Consider the following 18,293-nt stretch of genomic DNA (forward strand, 5'->3'; position numbering starts at 1 on the left):
TCCCGCCCCCGCCGCCGCAGCCGGGACCTGGACGCTCGGGGACCTCACCGTCAACCGCGTCGGGTTCGGGACCATGCGGCTTCCCCAGCGCGGCGCGGCACTCGTCGAGGACGCCGTGCCACGCGACCGCGCCGAGGCGATCGCCGTACTGCGCAAGGCCGTCGACCTCGGCGTGAACCACCTGGACACCGCCGCCTTCTACTTCTCGCCGCTCCGCTCCGCCAACGAGCTGATCAGCAGCGCCTTCGGCGGGTCCTACCCCGCCGACCTCGTCATCGCCACCAAGGTCGGCCCCTGCCGTGACGCCTCCGGCGCCTGGGGCCCGCACGCGCGCACCCCCGCCGCCCTGCGCGGCCAGGTCGAGGAGAACCTGCGCCAGCTCGGCCGCGACCACCTCGACGTCGTCAACCTCCGTGTCGTCGGCACCGATTCGATCGCCGAACGCTTCGGCGCCCTCGCCGAACTGCGCACGGCCGGTCTCGTCCGCCATCTCGGCGTCTCCAACATCACCCCCGAACAGCTCGCCGAGGCCCGGGAGATCGCCCCCGTCGTCTGCGTCCAGAACATGTACGGGATCGGCGTCCGCCCCGAGTACGAGGACTTCGTCCGGCACTGCGGCGACCACGGCATCGCCTTCGTGCCCTTCTACGCGATCGCCGCCGCCGGCCGTCAGGGCGGGGCCACCGCCCCCGAGATCCCCGAAGTCCTCGCCGTCGCCGAGGCGCACGGCGCGAGCCCCGCCCAGATCCGCATCGCCTGGACCCTCCACCAGGGCCCCCACCTGCTCGCCATCCCCGGCACCGGCGACCCGGTCCACCTGGCCGCCAACGTCGCCGCCGGCGCGCTCCGGCTCACCGACGACGACCTCGCCCTCCTCGACCGCCTCCACCGCGCCGCCACCCCCGCGTAGGCGGTGCCGGGCACAGGCGCGGCCGGGCTCGGGCGGTGCCCCGCGCGGGCGGGTGCCGGGCAGACGCGGCCGGGCCCCTCCCTAGACTCCACCCCCATGACGCACACGCCGAGCACCGCCGCCGACCTCGCGCCCACCGGCGTCCTCCGGGCCTCCGTCAACCTCGGGAACCCCGTGCTCGCGCAGGGCACCCCCGAGGCGCCCTCCGGGATCACCGTCGACCTGGCCCGGGAGATCGGGGCGCGCCTCGGCCTTCCCGTCGAGCTGCTCTGCTTCGACGCGGCACGGAAGTCCTTCGAGGCGATGGCCGACGGCCGGGCCGACCTCTGCTTCCTCGCCGTGGACCCGGCGCGGGAGGCGGAGGTCGCCTTCACCGCCCCGTACGTGGTCATCGAGGGCGTGTACGCCGTGCCCCGCGACTCCGGCCTCGGCACCGTCGAGGACGTCGACGCGCCCGGCGTCCGGATCGGCGTCAAGGAGGGCTCCGCGTACGACCTCTTCCTCTCCCGGTCCCTGGCGCACGCGACGGTCGTCCGCGGGACGGAGGGCGTCGACACGTTCCGCGCGGAGGGGCTGGAGGCGGGCGCCGGGATCCGGCAGCCGATGACCGCGTACGTGCGGGAGCACCCGGAAGTCCGCCTGATCGAGGGCCGGTTCATGGAGATCCGGCAGGCGGTCGGCACCACGGTCGGCCGCGCCCCGGAGACCGTCGCCTTCCTCCGCGCCACCGTCGAGGAGCTGAAGGCGAACGGCTTCGTCGCGGAATCGCTCCGCCGGGCCGGCCAGGACGCGGGCCTGCTCGCCCCGCCCGCCTGACGTGACCGGAGGCCGTACGGGACCGGGGCCGCCGCTCAGGCCCCGCCCGTCACGTCCTCCGGGGTCAGCCGCCCGCCGGGGATCACGGTCCGGTCCCCGGGGCCGTACGGGACCAGTTCGTCCCACCACCGCGCCGCCGGGTCGAAGCGCGCGTACGCCACGGCGCCCACCAGGCCGGGGTCCCGGGCCCTGAGCACCCGGAGGGCGAAGGCGGGGCCCTGCCGGCGGCGGACGACGCCGTCGACGGCGAGCGCGCCCAGCTCCGTGGACATCACCGGGCTGCTCAGGGCGTCGGCCGCGTCCGGTCCGTGCGCCGTCGGAACGTCGGGGCCGCGCGGGGCCCCGGCCCCGTCCCGCCGTCGCACTCCCTCCGTGTGGACGTCCAGGACCTCGGCCAGCGGCAGGCCGAAGCAGCGGCGGGCGCCCGCGCCACGTTCGACGAGCACCCGGTGGGGGACCAGCCCGAGCGCGCTCTGGGCCCGCCACATCCGCGCCCACACCCCGGCGTCGTCGTTGACGCGCCGGAGGACGGGGAGCCGGGTCCGGATCACCGCGCCGGTCGCCTGGATGCGGGCGACGGCCCGGCGGGTCGGTAGCGGGTCGAGCTCGCGGGGATGGGAGACGCGGACGAGCAGGGAGAGACGGCGGCCGGTGGCGACGACCCGTTCGAGGAGACGCAGGAGGTCGTCGGCGTCCGCGGCGCCGTCCGCCGTGCGCAGGAAGCGCTCGGGGGCGTGGACCACGGCCGTCGTCGCGATCCGGATCGACCGCACCCGGGGACAGGCCAGGACGGGCGAGAGGTACGCGTCGAGATCCCGCGCCCGCAGGGCGAGCGGGTCCTCGCCGTCGAGGAGGACGTCCGTGATCTCCGGATGCCGGGCCAGGCGGGCCGCCATCGCCGCCGGGCCCTCGCGGGCCGCCCGGCGCGCGGGGTCGCCGGCGAACCGGGTCGGGCGGAGGCAGGAGGCGCAGTGCGCGGGGCAGGTCCGGCCCCGGTCGGGGAGGACGTGCAGGGTGCCCGGGTAGGTCTGCCGGACGTCCCACGGGTCCCGCCCGGCGGGGTGCGGGTCGAGCTGTTCGCGCAGGCCGTCGACGACGAGCCGCAGCCGGTCCGCGTCGCCGTCCCGCAGGGTCCGCTCGACGGCGGCGAAGTCCGCGGGGGCGAGCAGGTCGCGGTGGGGCACGAGGAGCCGGTAGAGGGGGTCGTCGGGGGCCCGCGACCAGTCGACGAGCAGATCGGCGGCGTGGGAGCCGAGCGTGAGCGGCAGCACCCGGCCGACGACGTCGGCGTCGTGGCCGAGGGCGGGCTGCCCGGTGCGGTCGGCGACGAGCCGGGCGAGGCGGTGGCCGCTGAGGACGGTCACCCGTGCCCCGTCCCCGTGACCTCGGTGGTCTGCACGGTCATCGCCTCCTCGCAGGCCTTCCGGAAGGCCCCGCCGGGCCCTCCGGGAAGGCCTCACCGACGGCTGGTGGGGCTCGCCCCGGACGAATGATGGGGAGCCCGGCCCCGGCCGCCAAGGGCGCTAGCGGCGGCCCGATCCGGGGACAACGGACGAGTCCGGCCAATCACGCGCGTCGGGTACCGGACAGCGCGATGTCACGCGAACACCCGTTAACCACCCATCCGCACCGATTGCACCCGAGGGCTTTCGGCCCGGCGTAGACCCGGGGCATCTGCCAGATTGGCGACTTTCCTCCGCGCCCGGCTCACCTCACGAAAGCCCGAGGGCCCGGCCGTGACGGCCGGGCCCTCGGGGCGGGAAGCGGGTGGGACGAGCGTCAGTACAACCCCCTGAAACCGTTCCAGCCGCCCGCGCCGATCAGCACCCGGCCGCCGTACCCGCCGGTCCCGGTGCCGCTGTACCGCCACAGCTTCCCCGTGGTGTCGCGGGCGAGCAGGTCCGCCCGTCCGTCGCTCGAGAGGTCGCCGACGCCGACGAGCGACGAGTATCCGCCCCAGCCGCCGCCGACCTTCACTCGGGCGGTGACACCGCCGGTGGCGGTGCCGTAGTACCGCCAGAGCACACCCGCCGCGTCGACGCCGAGCAGGTCACCGCGCCCGTCGCCGTTGAGGTCACCGGCGCCGACAAGCCTCTTGTACAGCTTCCAGTCGGCACCGATCCGGACCCGGGCCTTCACCCGGTGGTCGGCCGTACCCGCGCAGAAGTACACGTCACCGGTGGACGTCTGACGCACGACCAGGTCGGCGAAGCCGTCACCGTTCACGTCCCCCGGGGACGTCAGCACGTCGTACTGTCCCCAGCCCGAACCGACCGCCGTGTACGGCGAGGAGGCGGAGACCACCTTTCCGCACCCGGGCCGGTACGCGCGCAACTGGTCACCCACGCGGACGTACACGTCCGCGCACCGGTCACCGTTCAGATCGCCCACCGGCACGAACACCGACGAGGTCGCGAACTTCGCCCCCGTACCGGCGATCCGCGCGGAAAGCGCCCCCGTGCCGGTCCCCCGGTACATCGACACGAGCCCGGCCGTGTCCATCACCAGCAGATCTCCGAACCCGTCGTCACCGGCCAGGTCACGCCGGACAGAGGCCGCACCCGACACCTGGACCGCACCGGAGAGGCCGAGGTCGGCGCCCTGCCCGTCGGCGGGTTTGGCCGTCAGCGTCCAGGTGTGGGCCCCGTTGGCGACGAACCTCCCGGCCGCGTCCTTGCCGTCCCAGACGGGTGCGACGACGCCTCGCGCCTCGCCGCCGGTCAAGGTCCGGACCACCTTGCCGGTCGCCTTGTTCCTGAGCGTCAGAGACCAGGAGGCGGCCGGCTTGGACAGCCACCAGCGAGGCTTCCAGGAGGCCGACCTCAGTCCGGCGGCAGGGGTGTCGGAGTCGATCGCGGCCAGCCGGCCGGTGGCGCCGCCGAGCCCGGAGACGTGGACCTTCCGCAGGGAGTCGACGAACGCGACGGCCCCGCCGAAGCGGTCGACCGCCCAGATCCTGCCCTCGTCCTCGACGTCGTAGCTCCCGAGGACGCCGAGTTCGCGGTCCTCCGGCTCACCGGAGCGCACGTCGATCACCCCCAGCGTGTACCCGTACCCGGTGTAGGAGTCGTACACGAGGAAGCCGTCACCCAGTCTGGCCTCGACGTTGCGAGGGAGCCGGACCTTGACCGCTGCCCTCTTCTCGCGGTCGTACACCACCGCGGGCGTGGAGGACGAGGTGCAGAGCGAGTAGATCCACCTGCCGACGACCTGGAGATGGTAGGACCGGCAGTCCGTCCCGAGGTCGAGCGTCTCGACGGTCGTGCCCGTCCGCAGGTCGATCGCGGAGACGGTGTCGTCGGTCGCGGACGCCACCCAGAGCCGGCCGCCCCACAGCGCCTGCCCCGTTCCGGCGGCGGAGTTCCGGAGGATCTGCCCCGTCTCGACGTCCGCGACGATCGAGCGCCTTCCGGAGTCCGTGTTCCCGCTGAAGTGCACGTACCGGCCGGAGGCGCTGTAGAGGGTGCCCGCCTCGAGCTTGCCCGAGTGGCCGAGCAGGACGGTGCGCGTGGTTCCCCCGGGGCCGGGTGTCGTCACCCGTGCCTGGACCGCGCAGTCGGAACACGGCGGCTGCCCGCCGGACGCCGGGCGGCTCACCGTGTCCAGGGTGACCAGACGGCCGTCCCCCGTGTCGTGCCACCACGCCGCCGTGGAGCCCGAGGACTTGAGGATCGACGGGCAGTTCGCGGCGGTGCCGGCCAGCGCGTCGCACGTCCAGGAGTGCGTCGGCGCGCGTGCGCCGGTGAGGGGCAGGACGAATCCCCGGAGCGTGTGGGTGTCCGTCAGCGTCTCCGTGACGACCCGGCCGTTGGCCGTGGTCAGAGCGGTGTAGGGGACGGTCGGCGGAGTGGCGAGCGCCTGGGCCGTGACCGGGACGCCGCCGGCTCCCGGCGAGACGCGTCGAACACCCCAGTGGGCGGAGTCGGTGCCGCCGAGCAGGTACAGGGCGCCGTCCGCGCCGGTCTCGACACCCCCGCCCGGCTGCGCGACGATGCCGAGGGCTCGTGTGGCACCCCCGGCGATGGGTGTGGCGAGCACGGGGACGGTCGTGAACTCGTACGGGTCGGACGGCCCCTCGTAGTGGCCCACGATCCAGTCGCCGACCACGCCGATCCGCGGCTGGATGCCGTCGCCGCCGATCGGCAGCTTCACGGTCCTGCCCGGGTCGCCGTGGTCCGTGCGGGAGACGACGAACGCCTGGTCCGTGACCGACTCGTCGTACCGGACGATCCAGTCGGAGCTGAGGGCCACCCGGGAGGCGAGCGGGGCGGAGGGCGTCTCGGGGACGGGGGTGAGCGCACCGGTGGCGAAGTCGAGCATCGCGGTGCGCCGGGACGCGGCATCGGTGTAGGCGATGAGTGCACCGGCGTCGTCGTGGGCGAGGACGGAGGGCGCCTCGACGGCACCCGGCACGGACACGTCCACGTCGGCAGGGGCCTCAGGGCCGTAGCCCAGCAGGTGCACGACCCCGCCACCGTCGTCGAACCCGGTGGTGATCAGCCGGTCCGCCGTGAGGCGCGGGGAGACCTCCTCGGATCCGAGGGTCCGGGTGAAGGCGGCACCACTCGCGAAGTCATGGACGGTCACCTCGCCCCCGACGTCCGAGAAGCAGGCCGCCCGGTCGCCGTGGATGATCAGGTCATACGAGTAGCACGGGGGAGTGTGGGCGACACGCCCGTCCTTCAGGCTCAGCCAGGAGGGGTGCGCGGACTCCCCTCCACGCACCAGTTGGACGCCCGTGCCGGCCGCCATCAGATAGGTGTCAGGCGTTCCGGCGGGGTCCGTGGGCGCGGCGATCGTCGCCTCGTACGGCGCGTCGGACGCGGTCCCGGCCGTCGCGGCGGGTGCGGTCGCGGCCGCCAGGGCGGCGATGCCAAGGGTCGCGCTCAGTGCGAGCGCGACAGCTCTTCGGACGGACAAGTACGGGTCCCCTCGTGCGGATGTGGAGCTTGCGGACAGAAGCGACACAGGAGGGGGCACGACAGGCACGCCAGGCAGGACAGGACGGAGTGGACCGCGCGGGCCGAGGCCGGCGGGACCCCCCCTGTCGGCAGCCGGATCGTACATTCACGCGAATTGAATGCGCCAGAAACCCACCTGCGCCAGGGCCGGGAAGCCCTCTTCCCGACCCTGGCGGCCACCTTCCGGGAGCCTGCACGCCGAACGCCACCCCTGCACCCGGCCCCGGGGCCGCAACCCGCCCAGCATCCGCGGAACGCCTCTCCGCACTGGCTCTGACCTGGGCATTCATCGTTCCTCTCGATATTCTGGAGATCGATTCGGAGGGGGATCCAGATGGACCTGAACAACCGCGGCATCCGCACCGTCGACGACGTCATGAACCTGCTCGACGGACTCTTCGCACCCGACGCCGACCGCTGGACGCGGGGCGGGGCCGACTGGTGGGACCGGTTCTACGCCGACCGGGACAGGCCCGTGCCGTTCTTCGTCGCCAAGCCCGACGAGAACCTCGTCGCGTACGCCGCGCGGGGACTGCTCCCCGCCGGCGGCGGCCGGGCCCTGGAGCTCGGCTGCGGGCCCGGCCGGAACAGTCTCCGGCTCGCCGCCCTGGGCTACCGGGTGGACGCCGTCGACCTCTCCCCCGCCGCCGTCCGCTGGGGCGAGGAGCGGGCCCGGGAGGCCGGCGCCACCGGCATCCGGTTCGTGTGCGGCGACGCCTTCGCCCCCGGGACCGCCCTCGACGGCCCGTACGACCTCGTCTACGACTCCGGCTGCTTCCACCACCTGCCCCCGCACCGCCGCATCGGCTACCTCGCGCTCCTGGACCGTGTCCTCGCGCCCGGCGGGCACTTCGCCCTCACCGCGTTCGCCGCCGGGGAGGGCGGGATGGGCTCCGAACTGCCCGACGCCGACTTCTACCGGAAGGGCCGTCTCGACGGCGGACTCGCCTACACGGACGCCGCGTTGCGCGCCGTCTTCGCCGACCTGACGGAGGTCGAGATCCGCCGCATGCGCGACGAGCCCGCCGACTCCGAGGCCTTCGGCGAGTCCTTCCTGTGGACGGCGCTCTTCCGCCGCGCGTGACCGCAGCGCCCCCGACCGCGGCCCGGCCCGGACCGCCCGCCGGTCACATCACCGTCAGGTGCCGCGCCAGCCGGTCGTACTGTTCCCGGACGCCCGCCTCCATGCCCGCCGCCAGCGCCTGGTCCCGGCTCTCGTTCGAGGGCCAGAGGGACGTGCTGGTCAGGGCCGTGCCCCCGTCCGGCGTCGCGTCGAAGGTGAGCGTGACGCGGACCGGGTCGGCGTCCGGCATCTGTTCGAAGACCTCGGTGTAGTCGAGCCGCTCGACCGGGACGACGTCCACGTACCGGCCGGAGAAGACGAACTCCTGCCCGTCCGGGGCGGTCTGGCCCCAGCGCCACGCGCCGCCCGCCCGCAGATCGATGTCGACGGCCGTCGTGGTCAGCGCGGACACCCCGTACCAGGCACGGACGTGCTCGGGGACCGTCCACGCCGCCCAGACCCGGGCCGGCGGGGCGTCGAAGGTGCGGGTGATGACCAGCTCGCGATCGGCGGGGGTCGTCAGCAGGGTGATCATGGTCCGTTTCCCTTCGCGCGGGGGCTGCCCTTCCAGGATCGCCCCGCCACCCCCGCCCAGCACGTCCGGCCCCTCACGGACGACCCCTCTCGTAAACCAGGTGAACACGTTCAACAGTTGAGCGCTACAGTTCTGCCCACGCGGCCGTCTCGACCATGACGCAGCCGCCGTCTTCAGACCTGTGGGGGGTCCCCTTTGCCGCGCACCACGCGCCGGCTCCCGCACGCCCTCGTGCGTGCCGCTGCCGTTTTCGTCCTCTCGGCGGGCGTCACCGTGCCCGCCCTCGTCCACGCCCCGGCCGCCCACGCGGCCGACGTGTCCGCCACCTTCACCACCGACGACGCCCGGCTCGGCGTCCAGATCACCGGCAACCCGCTGTGGATCAAGGTCAGCGTGCTGGCCTCCACCGCCCCCGGCGCCGCCGTCCTCGCCTCATCCGACGACCTGCGCTGGCAGGACGGGAACACGGACGCCGGACGGCCCTACGGCTACGTCACCGACACCGCGCCGCGGCTGCCCGAGGGCACCGCGTACGGCACCTACCCGGTCCTCGTCGAGTACCGGCAGTCCGGCGGCACCGTGCAGAAGTGGACCGGCGGCACGTACGCCCACAAGCTGCACACCGGCGTCACGGACCTGTCCTTCGACCGGACCACCACGAGCCTCACCGCCCGGAAGGTCGTCCTCTCCGGCAGGGCCACCACCTGGGACCCGGTCACCGACGCCGTGACCCCGGCCCGCGCCGGAACCTCCGTCAAGGTCACGGTCCACACCTACACCGACACCTGGAAGGATCTGACCGCGACGGCCACCACCGGCGCGGACGGCTCCTTCAGCCTGCCGTTCACCCCGAACGGCGCGATCAACCGCGGCACCGCGACCGTCGTCGCCCCCGCCGCGGACACCGTGCCCACCGCGCCCGCCCCCGTGCCCGAGGTCGGCATCGAGAAGACCACGTACCGGATCGCGGCCCGGCTGGACCGGTACCGCGTCGCGAAGGACACGAACGTCACCGTCACCGGCCGCGTCGAGCGGCTGACCCCGGACGGCTGGAAGCCGTACCCCGGCGCCCCGATCATCACCACGAGCAGCCGGCCGGACTACACCCTCGCGGTGAACGGACTGATGGGCAGAGGGGTTTCGGCCGGCGACGGCACGTTCACCTACGGGGCGCGTGCCAGCTACGCGACGGGCGTGTACACCTCCCTCGCACCGTCGGCGTACTACCAGTCCCGCGCGTACGACCAGGGGACCATCGCGGTCCCCCAGCCGTTCTCCTTCACCCACTGGGGCGTCACGCTCGACGAGTACGGCCGGGTCCGCGGCACCGGCCGGATGACGACCCAGGCGTACTGCGGGGACCAGACCGTCTCCCTCCAGGCCTCCCTGGACAACGGCCGCACCTGGCGGAACCTCGCCGGTGCCCGGGCGAGCGGCGGCACCGCCGGCTACTGCCCCTTCGAGGTCACCTCCCAGGGCTACGTCAACGCGCTCTACCGGCTCCACCACGCCGAGACCGACCAGCTGACCGCCCGGACCACCGGCAGCGTCCGGCTCGGCCGCGTGCCGACCCGGTTCTCCGCGTTCGCCATCAGCCCCTCCCGCCCGTACGTGAACGCCAAGATGACCGTCTCCGGCACCCTCCAGCAGCAGAACGCCGGCGTCTGGAAGCCCCTCAAGGGCGCCAAGGTCACCCTCCTGTTCAAGCCCAAGGGCGACACGCAGTGGTACTGGGTGACCCGGAACGTCGCGACCGGCTCCGACGGCCGATTCAGCTTCCGCGCCACCAACTACGGCGACGGCTCCTGGGCGTTGGTGAAGCAGTCCGCTAACGGCTACTTCTACAGCGAGACGAAGGCGAAGTACATCGATGCGCGCTGACCGCCGGCGGACCGCCGCCCCCCTCGCCACGGCCCTCGCCGCGGTCCTGCTCGGCGCCGSCGGCGCCGTCGCGACCCCGGCGCAGGCCGCCGCCGCCCCCTCCCCGCTCGGCATCGGTCCCGCCGTCACCGACACCTACCAGCGCGGCGTCTTCGGCGTGTCCGCCTGGACCGACACCGCCGGCGCCACGATCACCAAGGTCTCCGCGACGCTCCGCCGGGGCGACACGGTCGTCGAGATCCCCTCGGTCCCGGCGTACTCGTGGGACAAGGGCCGCTTCGGCCTGGGCGAGGCGCCGCTGAAGCTGACCGAGGACGGCGGCACGATGCCCGCCCTCGGCCGGTACGCCATCGACGTCACCGCCACCGACTCCCGCGGCAACACCGTGACCCGCACCGACGCCGGCGTCCTCGACTTCACGCTCAAGCCGCAGCTGGAGTTCGCCTTCTCCGCCCCCGGCTGGGACGACCGCACCACGGTCCCCACCGGCACCCTCACCGGAGTCCAGCCCGGCTCCGGCGACATCGTGCCGATCACCGGACGGGCGGTCGACGTCCAGCGGAAGACGCCCCCGGCGAGCCCGGTGCAGTCCCCCGTCACCGACGCGACCGGCGCCTTCACCGGCGAGGCGTACCAGGACGTCCGGCCCGGCGACGAGTTCCGCGTCGCCTACACCGAGGACAGCGAGGAGGTCCACGGCAGCACGGGCTACACCCGCACCCTCTACACCTGGCGTCCCCACGTCGTGACCGTGAAGGCCACCGCGGACCGCGTACGGATCCTCCCCGGCCAGCAGGCGACGGTGAGCGGCCGGATGACCGCCCCGGCGGGCGGCGCGCCGCTGGCCGGCCAGCAGCTCCAGGTCGGCCCGGCCCGCGGCGGCTCCCTCGACCCGATGTTCGCCAAGGTCGTCACGACCGACGCGGACGGACGGTTCACCGCGAGGATCCCGTCGCTGCCCGGGCAGTACATCGACGGCTGGACGGCCGTGCCGGTCGACCCGTACCAGAGCTTCGGCACCGCCTCGGTCGGCGGCCGGCTCGCCATGCCGCAGGAGGCACGGATCCTCCTCAACTCCCGCTCCCTGGCCGCCGATGCCACGGTGACCGCGACCGGGACGCTGCGCGCCACCTACGACCCGGAGGCCTACTTCAACGCGGAGCCGATCCTCCTGGAGGTCTCCTCCGACGGCCGGTCCGGCTGGCGCCGGATCGGCTCCGCCACGGCGAACCGCTCCTACGCCACCACCGTCCGGGGCAGCAGCCGCGGCGGCTGGTACCGGCTCCGGCACCCGGCGACGGACGCCCTGGGCGACGCCGTCAGCAACAGCTTCCGCCTCGTCCGCACCGAGACCCGGATCTCCGGCGCGAACGCCGGCCCCGAGCCGGTCCGCAAGGGCGCGTACGCCACCATGACGGGCACCCTCCAGCACTACGCGAACGGCAGCTGGCGGACGTTCGGCAGCGGCTCGGTGGCCCTGCAGTTCCAGGCCAAGGGCTCGACGGCCTGGCGTCAGGTCGCCACCGGCCGGCCCGCCGCCAACGGGAAGATCTCGCTGCGTGCGAAGGCGACCGTGGACGGCACCTGGCGGCTCCGGTACTACGGCGACGCCACGCACTTCACGTCGCCGTTCTCCTGGGCGGACTACCTCGACGTCCGCTGATCCGCCACCCGGGCGGCACCCCCTGGTGGGGGTGCCGCCCGGAAACGCCCGAGGGCGGCACCCCCACCGGGGGGTGCCGCCCTCGTTCATGCTGAGCTGCGCGTTCAGCGATGAACCGCCGATCCCGGGATCCGGAGATCCCCGAGGATCAGAAGTCCATGTCACCGCCCGGCATGCCGCCGCCGGCCGGCGCGGACGCCTTCTCCGGCTTGTCGGCGATGACGGCCTCGGTGGTGAGGAACAGCGCGGCGATCGACGCGGCGTTCTGCAGCGCGGAGCGCGTGACCTTCGCCGGGTCGATGATGCCCTCGGCGATGAGGTCGACGTACTCGTTGGTCGCGGCGTTCAGGCCGTGGCCGACGGGCAGGTTGCGGACCTTCTCCGCCACGACGCCGCCCTCGAGGCCGGCGTTGACCGCGATCTGCTTGAGCGGGGCCTCCAGGGCCAGCTTCACGATCGCGGCACCGGTGGCCTCGTCGCCCGCGAGGTCGGCCTCGAGCTTCTCGAAGACCGTGGAGGCCTGGAGCAGGGCCACGCCGCCGCCGGCGACGATGCCCTCCTCGACGGCCGCCTTCGCGTTGCGCACGGCGTCCTCGATGCGGTGCTTGCGCTCCTTGAGCTCGACCTCGGTCGCGGCGCCGGCCTTGATGACCGCGACACCGCCGGCGAGCTTCGCCAGGCGCTCCTGGAGCTTCTCGCGGTCGTAGTCCGAGTCGCTGTTCTCGATCTCGGCGCGGATCTGGTTCACGCGACCGGCGACCTGCTCGCTGTCACCGGCACCGTCGACGATGGTGGTCTCGTCCTTGGTGATGACGACCTTGCGGGCGCGGCCCAGCAGGTCGAGGCCCGCGTTCTCCAGCTTCAGGCCGACCTCCTCGGAGATGACCGTGCCGCCGGTGAGGATGGCGATGTCGTTCAGCATGGCCTTGCGACGGTCGCCGAAGCCCGGGGCCTTGACCGCGACGGACTTGAAGGTGCCGCGGATCTTGTTGACGACCAGGGTCGACAGGGCCTCGCCCTCGACGTCCTCGGCGATGATCAGCAGGGGCTTGCCCGACTGCATGACCTTCTCCAGGAGCGGGAGCAGGTCCTTCACGGAGGAGATCTTGGAGTTGACGATCAGGAGGTAGGGGTCGTCGAGCGACGCCTCCATGCGCTCCATGTCGGTGGCGAAGTACGCCGAGATGTAGCCCTTGTCGAAGCGCATGCCCTCGGTGAGCTCAAGCTCCAGACCGAAGGTCTGCGACTCCTCGACGGTGATGACGCCTTCCTTGCCGACCTTGTCCATCGCCTCGGCGATGAGCTCGCCGATCTGGGTGTCGGCGGCGGAGATGGAGGCCGTGGAAGCGATCTGCTCCTTGGTCTCGACATCCTTCGCCTGCTCGAGCAGGGCGCCCGAGACGGCCTCGACGGCCTTCTCGATACCGCGCTTGAGGGCCATCGGGTTGGCACCCGCGGCCACGTTGCGCAGGCCCTCGCGGACGAGCGCCTGGGCGAGAACGGTGGCGGTGGTCGTACCGTCGCCGGCGACGTCGTCCGTCTTCTTGGCGACTTCCTTGACCAGCTCGGCGCCGATCTTCTCGTACGGGTCCTCGAGCTCGATCTCCTTGGCGATGGAGACACCATCGTTGGTGATCGTGGGGGCGCCCCACTTCTTCTCGAGGACGACGTTGCGACCCTTGGGGCCGAGGGTGACCTTGACGGCGTCAGCGAGCTGGTTCATGCCGCGCTCGAGACCGCGCCGGGCCTCCTCGTCGAACGCGATGATCTTGGCCATGTGAAGTGGTCCTCCCGGACATGGGGTGGATAACGCTCCAGGACCGCGCCGACGCCCGCGACGGACGGCCTCCGCGACTCCGCGTGGTTCCTTGCCCCACCCGGCCGGCGGCCTCGTCTGCCCGATCCTCGTAGCACTCTCACCTTCCGAGTGCTAACGCCAATGATTAGCACTCGCCCTAGGAGAGTGCAAGCGACTCTCGCGTTTCGGTCGGTGGGAGGGCGCGCGACGGGGACCGGCAGGGAGGGTGTCGTCGCTGGTCAGGGCCGGTGGAAGCGGGAGGGAACGCACGAGGGGTCCGCATCCCCTCAGGGATGCGGACCCCTCGACGGCGTTGCGTCGGTGGCCGATCGCGCCGCGCTCAGACGGCGAGCTTGACCATGTCCGCCTGCGGACCCTTCTGGCCCTGCGAGATCTCGAACTCGACTCGCTGTCCCTCTTCGAGGCTGCGGTAGCCATCCATCTGGATCGCGCTGTAGTGGACGAAAACATCCGCACCACCGTCGACCGCGATGAAGCCGTAGCCCTTCTCCGCGTTGAACCACTTGACGGTGCCCTGAGCCATGCCTAACTCCCCTATTACTGGCCCTTGCGCGGGACCCGCACTTCGCGGAACCCGGGTCAGACCCTGCGCCGGAACGCGTCGACCGCGGCTGAATGTATCTGCCCAACTGCCCTCTGCAACAGGTCATTCGAGCGAGAATTCTGGGCGCCCTGGAAAGGCGAATTGGGGAGATTCCCTTGGATGACCGGGCAAGTCGGGCCCGGCAAAGCACGCAGAAGGTACACAACGCGCACACACTTTGGCTGCTTCTTGTCGTGCGGGGACGCATTCTCATATGCGCCCGGCATGGGCAGCGGAGGGGACTTCCCCAACTCTACCGCGCTCAACCATGCAGAATTGCCCCCTCCGCTTTTACGCGCGGAAGGGGCAATTCAAGAAAGACGGGACAACAGGCGTCCCGGAAGGCTCAGCAGCCTCCGGCGACGGCCGGGATGATCGAGACGCCGGCGCCGGCCGGGGTGGCCGTCTCCAGGCCCTGCTCGAAGCGCACGTCGTCGTCGTTCACGTAGACGTTGACGAAGCGGCGCAGCTTGCCCTGGTCGTCCAGGACGCGGGCGGCGATGCCCGTGTGGTTCTTCTCCAGGTCCGCGATGACCTCGGCGAGGGTCGCGCCCTCGGCCTGGACCTCGGACTGCCCGCCCGTGTACGTGCGGAGGATGGTGGGGATGCGGACGTTCACGGCCATGTCTTCGTAACCTTTCAGTGGACCTGGAGAGCGGACCGGCTCAGTGGGCGAGGCCGGCGTCGCGGAAGGCGTCCAGGCTCGGGCGGATGGTGACGGTCGCCTGAGAGGTGTCGGCCACCGCGTCCAGGGTCTTGAGCCCGTCGCCGGTGTTGAGGACGACCGTGGTGAGGTTCGGGTCGATCAGCCCGTTCTCGACCAGCTTCCGCGCCACGCCGACGGTCACGCCGCCCGCGGTCTCGGCGAAGATGCCCTCGGTCCGCGCGAGGAGCCTGATCGCGTCCACGACCTGCTCGTCGTTCACGTCCTCCACGGCGCCGCCGGTGCGGCGGGCGATGTCCAGGACGTACGGGCCGTCGGCCGGGTTGCCGATCGCGAGCGACTTGGCGATCGTGTTCGGCTTCTGCGGGCGCACGACGTCGTGTCCGGCCTTGTACGCCGCGGAGACCGGGGAGCAGCCCTCGGCCTGGGCGCCGAAGATCTTGTACGGCCGGTCCTCGACGAGACCGAGCTTGATGAGCTCCTGGAGGCCCTTGTCGATCTTGGTGAGCTGGGAGCCGGAGGCGATCGGGATGACCAGCTGGTCGGGGATGACCCAGCCGAGCTGCTCGCAGATCTCGTACGCCAGCGTCTTGGAGCCCTCGCCGTAGTACGGGCGGAGGTTGACGTTGACGAAGCCCCAGCCCTCGCCCAGCGGGTCGCCGATGAGCTCGGAGCAGAAGCGGTTGACGTCGTCGTAGTTGCCCTCGATGGCGACGAGGTCACCGCCGTAGACACCGGCCATGACGACCTTGCCCTGCTCCAGGTCGTGCGGGATGAACACGCAGGAGCGGAAGCCGGCGCGGGCGGCGGCGGCGCCGACGGCGCCGGCCAGGTTGCCGGTGGAGGAGCAGGAGAGGGTGGTGAAGCCGAAGGCGCGGGCGGCCTCGATGGCCTGGGCGACGACCCGGTCCTTGAAGGAGTGGGTCGGGTTGCCGGAGTCGTCCTTGACGAAGAGCCGGCCGGGGGCGACGCCGATCTCGCGGGCCAGGTTGTCGGCCTTGACGAGCGGGGTCCAGCCGGGGTTCAGGTTCGGCTTGTCGGCGACGTCGGCGGGGACGGGCAGCAGCGGGGCGTAGCGCCAGATGTTGGCGGGGCCGGCCTCGATCCGCTTGCGCAGCGCCTCGGGGTCGCCGGTGGGGAGGTCGTAGGCCACTTCGAGCGGTCCGAAACAGAGTTCGCAGGCGAAGATCGGACCGAGCGGGAAGACTTCACCGCATTCGCGACAGGAGAGTCCCGACGCGGGACCGAGGTCGACCGAGGTGGCGGCGGGGGTAACAGTCTGTACAGCCATGGAGGCGAGGCCCTTTCTCCTCATCTTTCCCATGACGAATTTTTCGCCATGAGACGGATTTGGCACCTTCCCTAGCCGGGGGCCTCGATGGAGTACGAGACGAACCGACTGGAGGGTTGCCGGGGCTTCAACGGGCCGTTTCCCTCTGCCCCTCTGGATGAGCGGTATTCGATTGTGAAGCGCGGTGGACTTTCGTTCCTGCGCTCCGACGCGGGCGGCACCCCGACGTGCATCGGGCATCCGCGTTGTTCAAGACTGTAACCGAAGGCCCGGACGCTTGGACCGGCCGTCCGTACCGCGAGATGGAGATCACGTGCTGGAAGAGGTGGAACGCTGGCTGGACCGGCGGTCCTGGTCCGTGGCGGACCGGCCGCTGGAGCGGATCCTCGCCGCCAAGCGGAACACGAAGGTCAGCGTCGTCCTGCCGGCCCTGGACGAGGAGGCGACGGTGGGGGACATCGTCGCCGTGATCCGGCGCGAGCTGATGTCGGAGGCGGTGCCGCTCGTCGACGAACTGGTGGTGCTCGACTCGGGCTCCACGGACCGTACGGCGGAGGTGGCGGCGGCGGCCGGGGCGCGGGTGGTGGCGCGGGACGCGGTGCTCCCGCGGATACCGGCCGTGCCCGGCAAGGGCGAGGTGCTGTGGCGGTCGCTGATGGCGACCACCGGGGACGTGGTGTGCTTCGTCGACGCGGATCTGCGGGACTTCTCGGCGGACTTCGTGTCGGGGATCGTGGGCCCGCTGCTCACCGACCCGGACGTGGACTTCGTGAAGGCGATGTACGACCGCCCGTTCGGGGACACCCCGGGTCAGGGGGGCCGGGTGACGGAGCTGGTGGCCCGGCCGCTGCTCAATCTGCACTGGCCGCAGCTGGCCGGTTTCGTCCAGCCGCTGGGCGGCGAGTACGCGGCCCGGCGCTCCCTCCTCGAACGGCTCCCGTTCCCGGTGGGCTACGGGGTGGAGCTGGGGCTGCTGGTGGACGCCCTGCACACGGTGGGTCTGGACGCGCTCGCGCAGGTGGACGTGGGGGTGCGCAAGCACCGGCACCAGGACGGTCTCGCGCTGGGCCGGATGGCGGCGGCGATCTACCGGACGGCGCAGCTGCGGCTCTCGCGGGGGCATCTGGTGCGGCCGCGGCTGACGCAGTTCGAGCGGGGCGAGAAGGGCTTCGAGCCGCGGACGTACGCGGTGGACACGGAGGAGCGGCCGCCGATGGCGGAGATCGCGGAGTACGCCCGGCGCCGCGTCGCCTGACCCGACCGCGTGGCGTAACGCCCCATGATGATCCGTTTTGCATACATTCACGTTTTATGCGCTTCAGACACCATCACCCGGGCAGGGTGCTCGCGGCCGTCGTGGCCGCCGGACTGGCGGCGGGCCCGCTCGCGCTCACCGCGGCCGGGCCGGCCGCCGCGGACGTGGTCGAGCCGTTCGGCAAGCGGTACGACGCCGCCCTGTACGGCGACTTCACGATGACCGGCGCCACGGTCATGGACGGCGGCGGCCCGGTGACGCGGCGGGTCGACGCCGCCGGCCTGGGCGGCGGGTACGGCTCCGGCACCGGCCGGGTGCACCTCCCGGCGGGCGCGGAGGTGGCGTACGCCCGGCTCTTCTGGGGCGGCACCGACGGCACGTACCGGGAGCCGGACGGCACGCTGCCGAAGCGCTGCGCCCCCACCGGCCCGGACGCCGGGCGCTCCCCCGGCGACCCCACGACGACCGCCCCGGTGATCAGGGTCGGCACGGGCGCGGTGACCCCGGTCTCGATCGACAGCATGGTCTCCGACCCGGCCGGCACCGACGGCCCGCACCACTACACGGGCGAGTCGGACGTGACGGCCGCCTTCGCGGGCACGACCGGACCGGACACGCAGGTGGCCGTGGGCAACATCTGGGCCGCCGAGGGCCCGGGCTGCGGGGCGGGCTGGTCGCTCACGGTGGTCCACCGACTCCCGGCCCCGGACCCCGTCCACGCCCCGGAGCGACGGCAGGTGTACGTCTACGGCGGCCACGTGATCCAGCGCCCGGACTCCCCCACGACCACGGTCACCGTGGACGGCTTCCACCGAGGCACGGGCCCGGCGCGGGCGGGCTTCACGACGTACG

At 72.6% G+C, this 18,293-nt stretch carries 13 protein-coding genes, 1 pseudogene and 1 riboswitch; of the genes and pseudogenes, 7 read left to right on the top strand and 7 right to left on the bottom strand.

Annotation, left to right across the window (positions count from 1 at the left end; translation table 11 throughout):
- Positions 1-910: aldo/keto reductase (locus EAO70_RS12605; RefSeq protein WP_148003451.1), on the top strand; the 910-nt coding region annotated here is incomplete at its 5' end.
- Between the two features lie 96 nt (positions 911-1,006).
- Complete coding sequence (locus tag EAO70_RS12610) at positions 1,007-1,726, top strand: transporter substrate-binding domain-containing protein (RefSeq protein WP_148003103.1); 720 nt, start codon at positions 1,007-1,009, stop codon at positions 1,724-1,726.
- A 35-nt stretch (positions 1,727-1,761) separates the two neighbouring features.
- Here the strand turns inward: EAO70_RS12610 and EAO70_RS12615 are convergent, their stop codons facing one another.
- Positions 1,762-3,090 (bottom strand): lysine 2,3-aminomutase, encoded by a 1,329-nt coding sequence (locus EAO70_RS12615; RefSeq protein ID WP_148003104.1) that lies wholly within the window; start codon positions 3,088-3,090, stop codon positions 1,762-1,764.
- Between the two features lie 415 nt (positions 3,091-3,505).
- Complete coding sequence (locus EAO70_RS12620) at positions 3,506-6,646, bottom strand: FG-GAP-like repeat-containing protein (RefSeq protein WP_261992831.1); 3,141 nt, start codon at positions 6,644-6,646, stop codon at positions 3,506-3,508.
- 375 nt (positions 6,647-7,021) lie between these two features.
- On the opposite strand from EAO70_RS12620, the gene EAO70_RS12625 reads away from it, so the two are divergent.
- Complete coding sequence (locus EAO70_RS12625) at positions 7,022-7,771, top strand: class I SAM-dependent methyltransferase (RefSeq protein WP_148003105.1); 750 nt, start codon at positions 7,022-7,024, stop codon at positions 7,769-7,771.
- A 43-nt stretch (positions 7,772-7,814) separates the two neighbouring features.
- On the opposite strand, the gene EAO70_RS12630 is transcribed toward EAO70_RS12625, so the two are convergent.
- Positions 7,815-8,285 (bottom strand): SRPBCC domain-containing protein, encoded by a 471-nt coding sequence (locus EAO70_RS12630; protein WP_148003106.1) that lies wholly within the window; start codon positions 8,283-8,285, stop codon positions 7,815-7,817.
- 195 nt (positions 8,286-8,480) lie between these two features.
- Between EAO70_RS12630 and EAO70_RS12635 the strand changes: the two genes are divergently transcribed.
- Both EAO70_RS12635 and EAO70_RS12640 read left to right on the top strand, forming a co-directional pair.
- Positions 8,481-10,166, top strand: coding sequence for a hypothetical protein (locus tag EAO70_RS12635; RefSeq protein WP_148003107.1), 1,686 nt, complete (start codon positions 8,481-8,483; stop codon positions 10,164-10,166).
- Positions 10,156-11,829 carry a hypothetical protein gene (locus EAO70_RS12640; RefSeq protein ID WP_148003108.1) on the top strand — a complete coding sequence of 558 codons (1,674 nt, stop codon included), beginning with the start codon at positions 10,156-10,158 and terminating at the stop codon, positions 11,827-11,829. The genes EAO70_RS12635 and EAO70_RS12640 overlap by 11 nt, the downstream gene beginning before the upstream one ends.
- Positions 11,830-11,977: 148 nt before the next feature.
- On the opposite strand, the gene groL is transcribed toward EAO70_RS12640, so the two are convergent.
- The 4 genes from groL to thrC form a co-directional block, all read right to left on the bottom strand.
- A complete protein-coding gene (groL, locus tag EAO70_RS12645; protein WP_148003109.1) occupies positions 11,978-13,606 on the bottom strand; it encodes a chaperonin GroEL in 1,629 nt (542 codons plus the stop codon).
- A gap of 361 nt (positions 13,607-13,967) precedes the next feature.
- The gene (locus EAO70_RS12650; protein ID WP_015035246.1) at positions 13,968-14,171 is read right to left on the bottom strand and encodes a cold-shock protein; all 204 of its coding nucleotides are present in this window, start codon (positions 14,169-14,171) and stop codon (positions 13,968-13,970) included.
- A 406-nt stretch (positions 14,172-14,577) separates the two neighbouring features.
- Positions 14,578-14,856, bottom strand: a complete 279-nt coding sequence (locus EAO70_RS12655) for a MoaD/ThiS family protein (RefSeq protein ID WP_017238235.1) — start codon at positions 14,854-14,856, stop codon at positions 14,578-14,580.
- A 40-nt stretch (positions 14,857-14,896) separates the two neighbouring features.
- On the bottom strand, positions 14,897-16,219 hold the full coding sequence (gene thrC, locus EAO70_RS12660; RefSeq protein ID WP_148003110.1) for a threonine synthase: 1,323 nt from the start codon (positions 16,217-16,219) through the stop codon (positions 14,897-14,899).
- Positions 16,204-16,350, bottom strand: a riboswitch (SAM riboswitch). It overlaps the preceding gene by 16 nt.
- Before the next feature lie 149 nt (positions 16,351-16,499).
- On the opposite strand from thrC, the gene EAO70_RS12665 reads away from it, so the two are divergent.
- Together EAO70_RS12665 and EAO70_RS12670 are read left to right on the top strand one after the other, a co-directional pair.
- A complete protein-coding gene (locus EAO70_RS12665; RefSeq protein WP_148003111.1) occupies positions 16,500-17,441 on the top strand; it encodes a glucosyl-3-phosphoglycerate synthase in 942 nt (313 codons plus the stop codon).
- Between the two features lie 56 nt (positions 17,442-17,497).
- A pseudogene (locus tag EAO70_RS12670) lies at positions 17,498-18,293 on the top strand (hypothetical protein); the annotation flags it as partial.

Source organism: Streptomyces sp. adm13(2018) (assembly GCF_008042145.1).
Classification (GTDB): domain Bacteria; phylum Actinomycetota; class Actinomycetes; order Streptomycetales; family Streptomycetaceae; genus Streptomyces.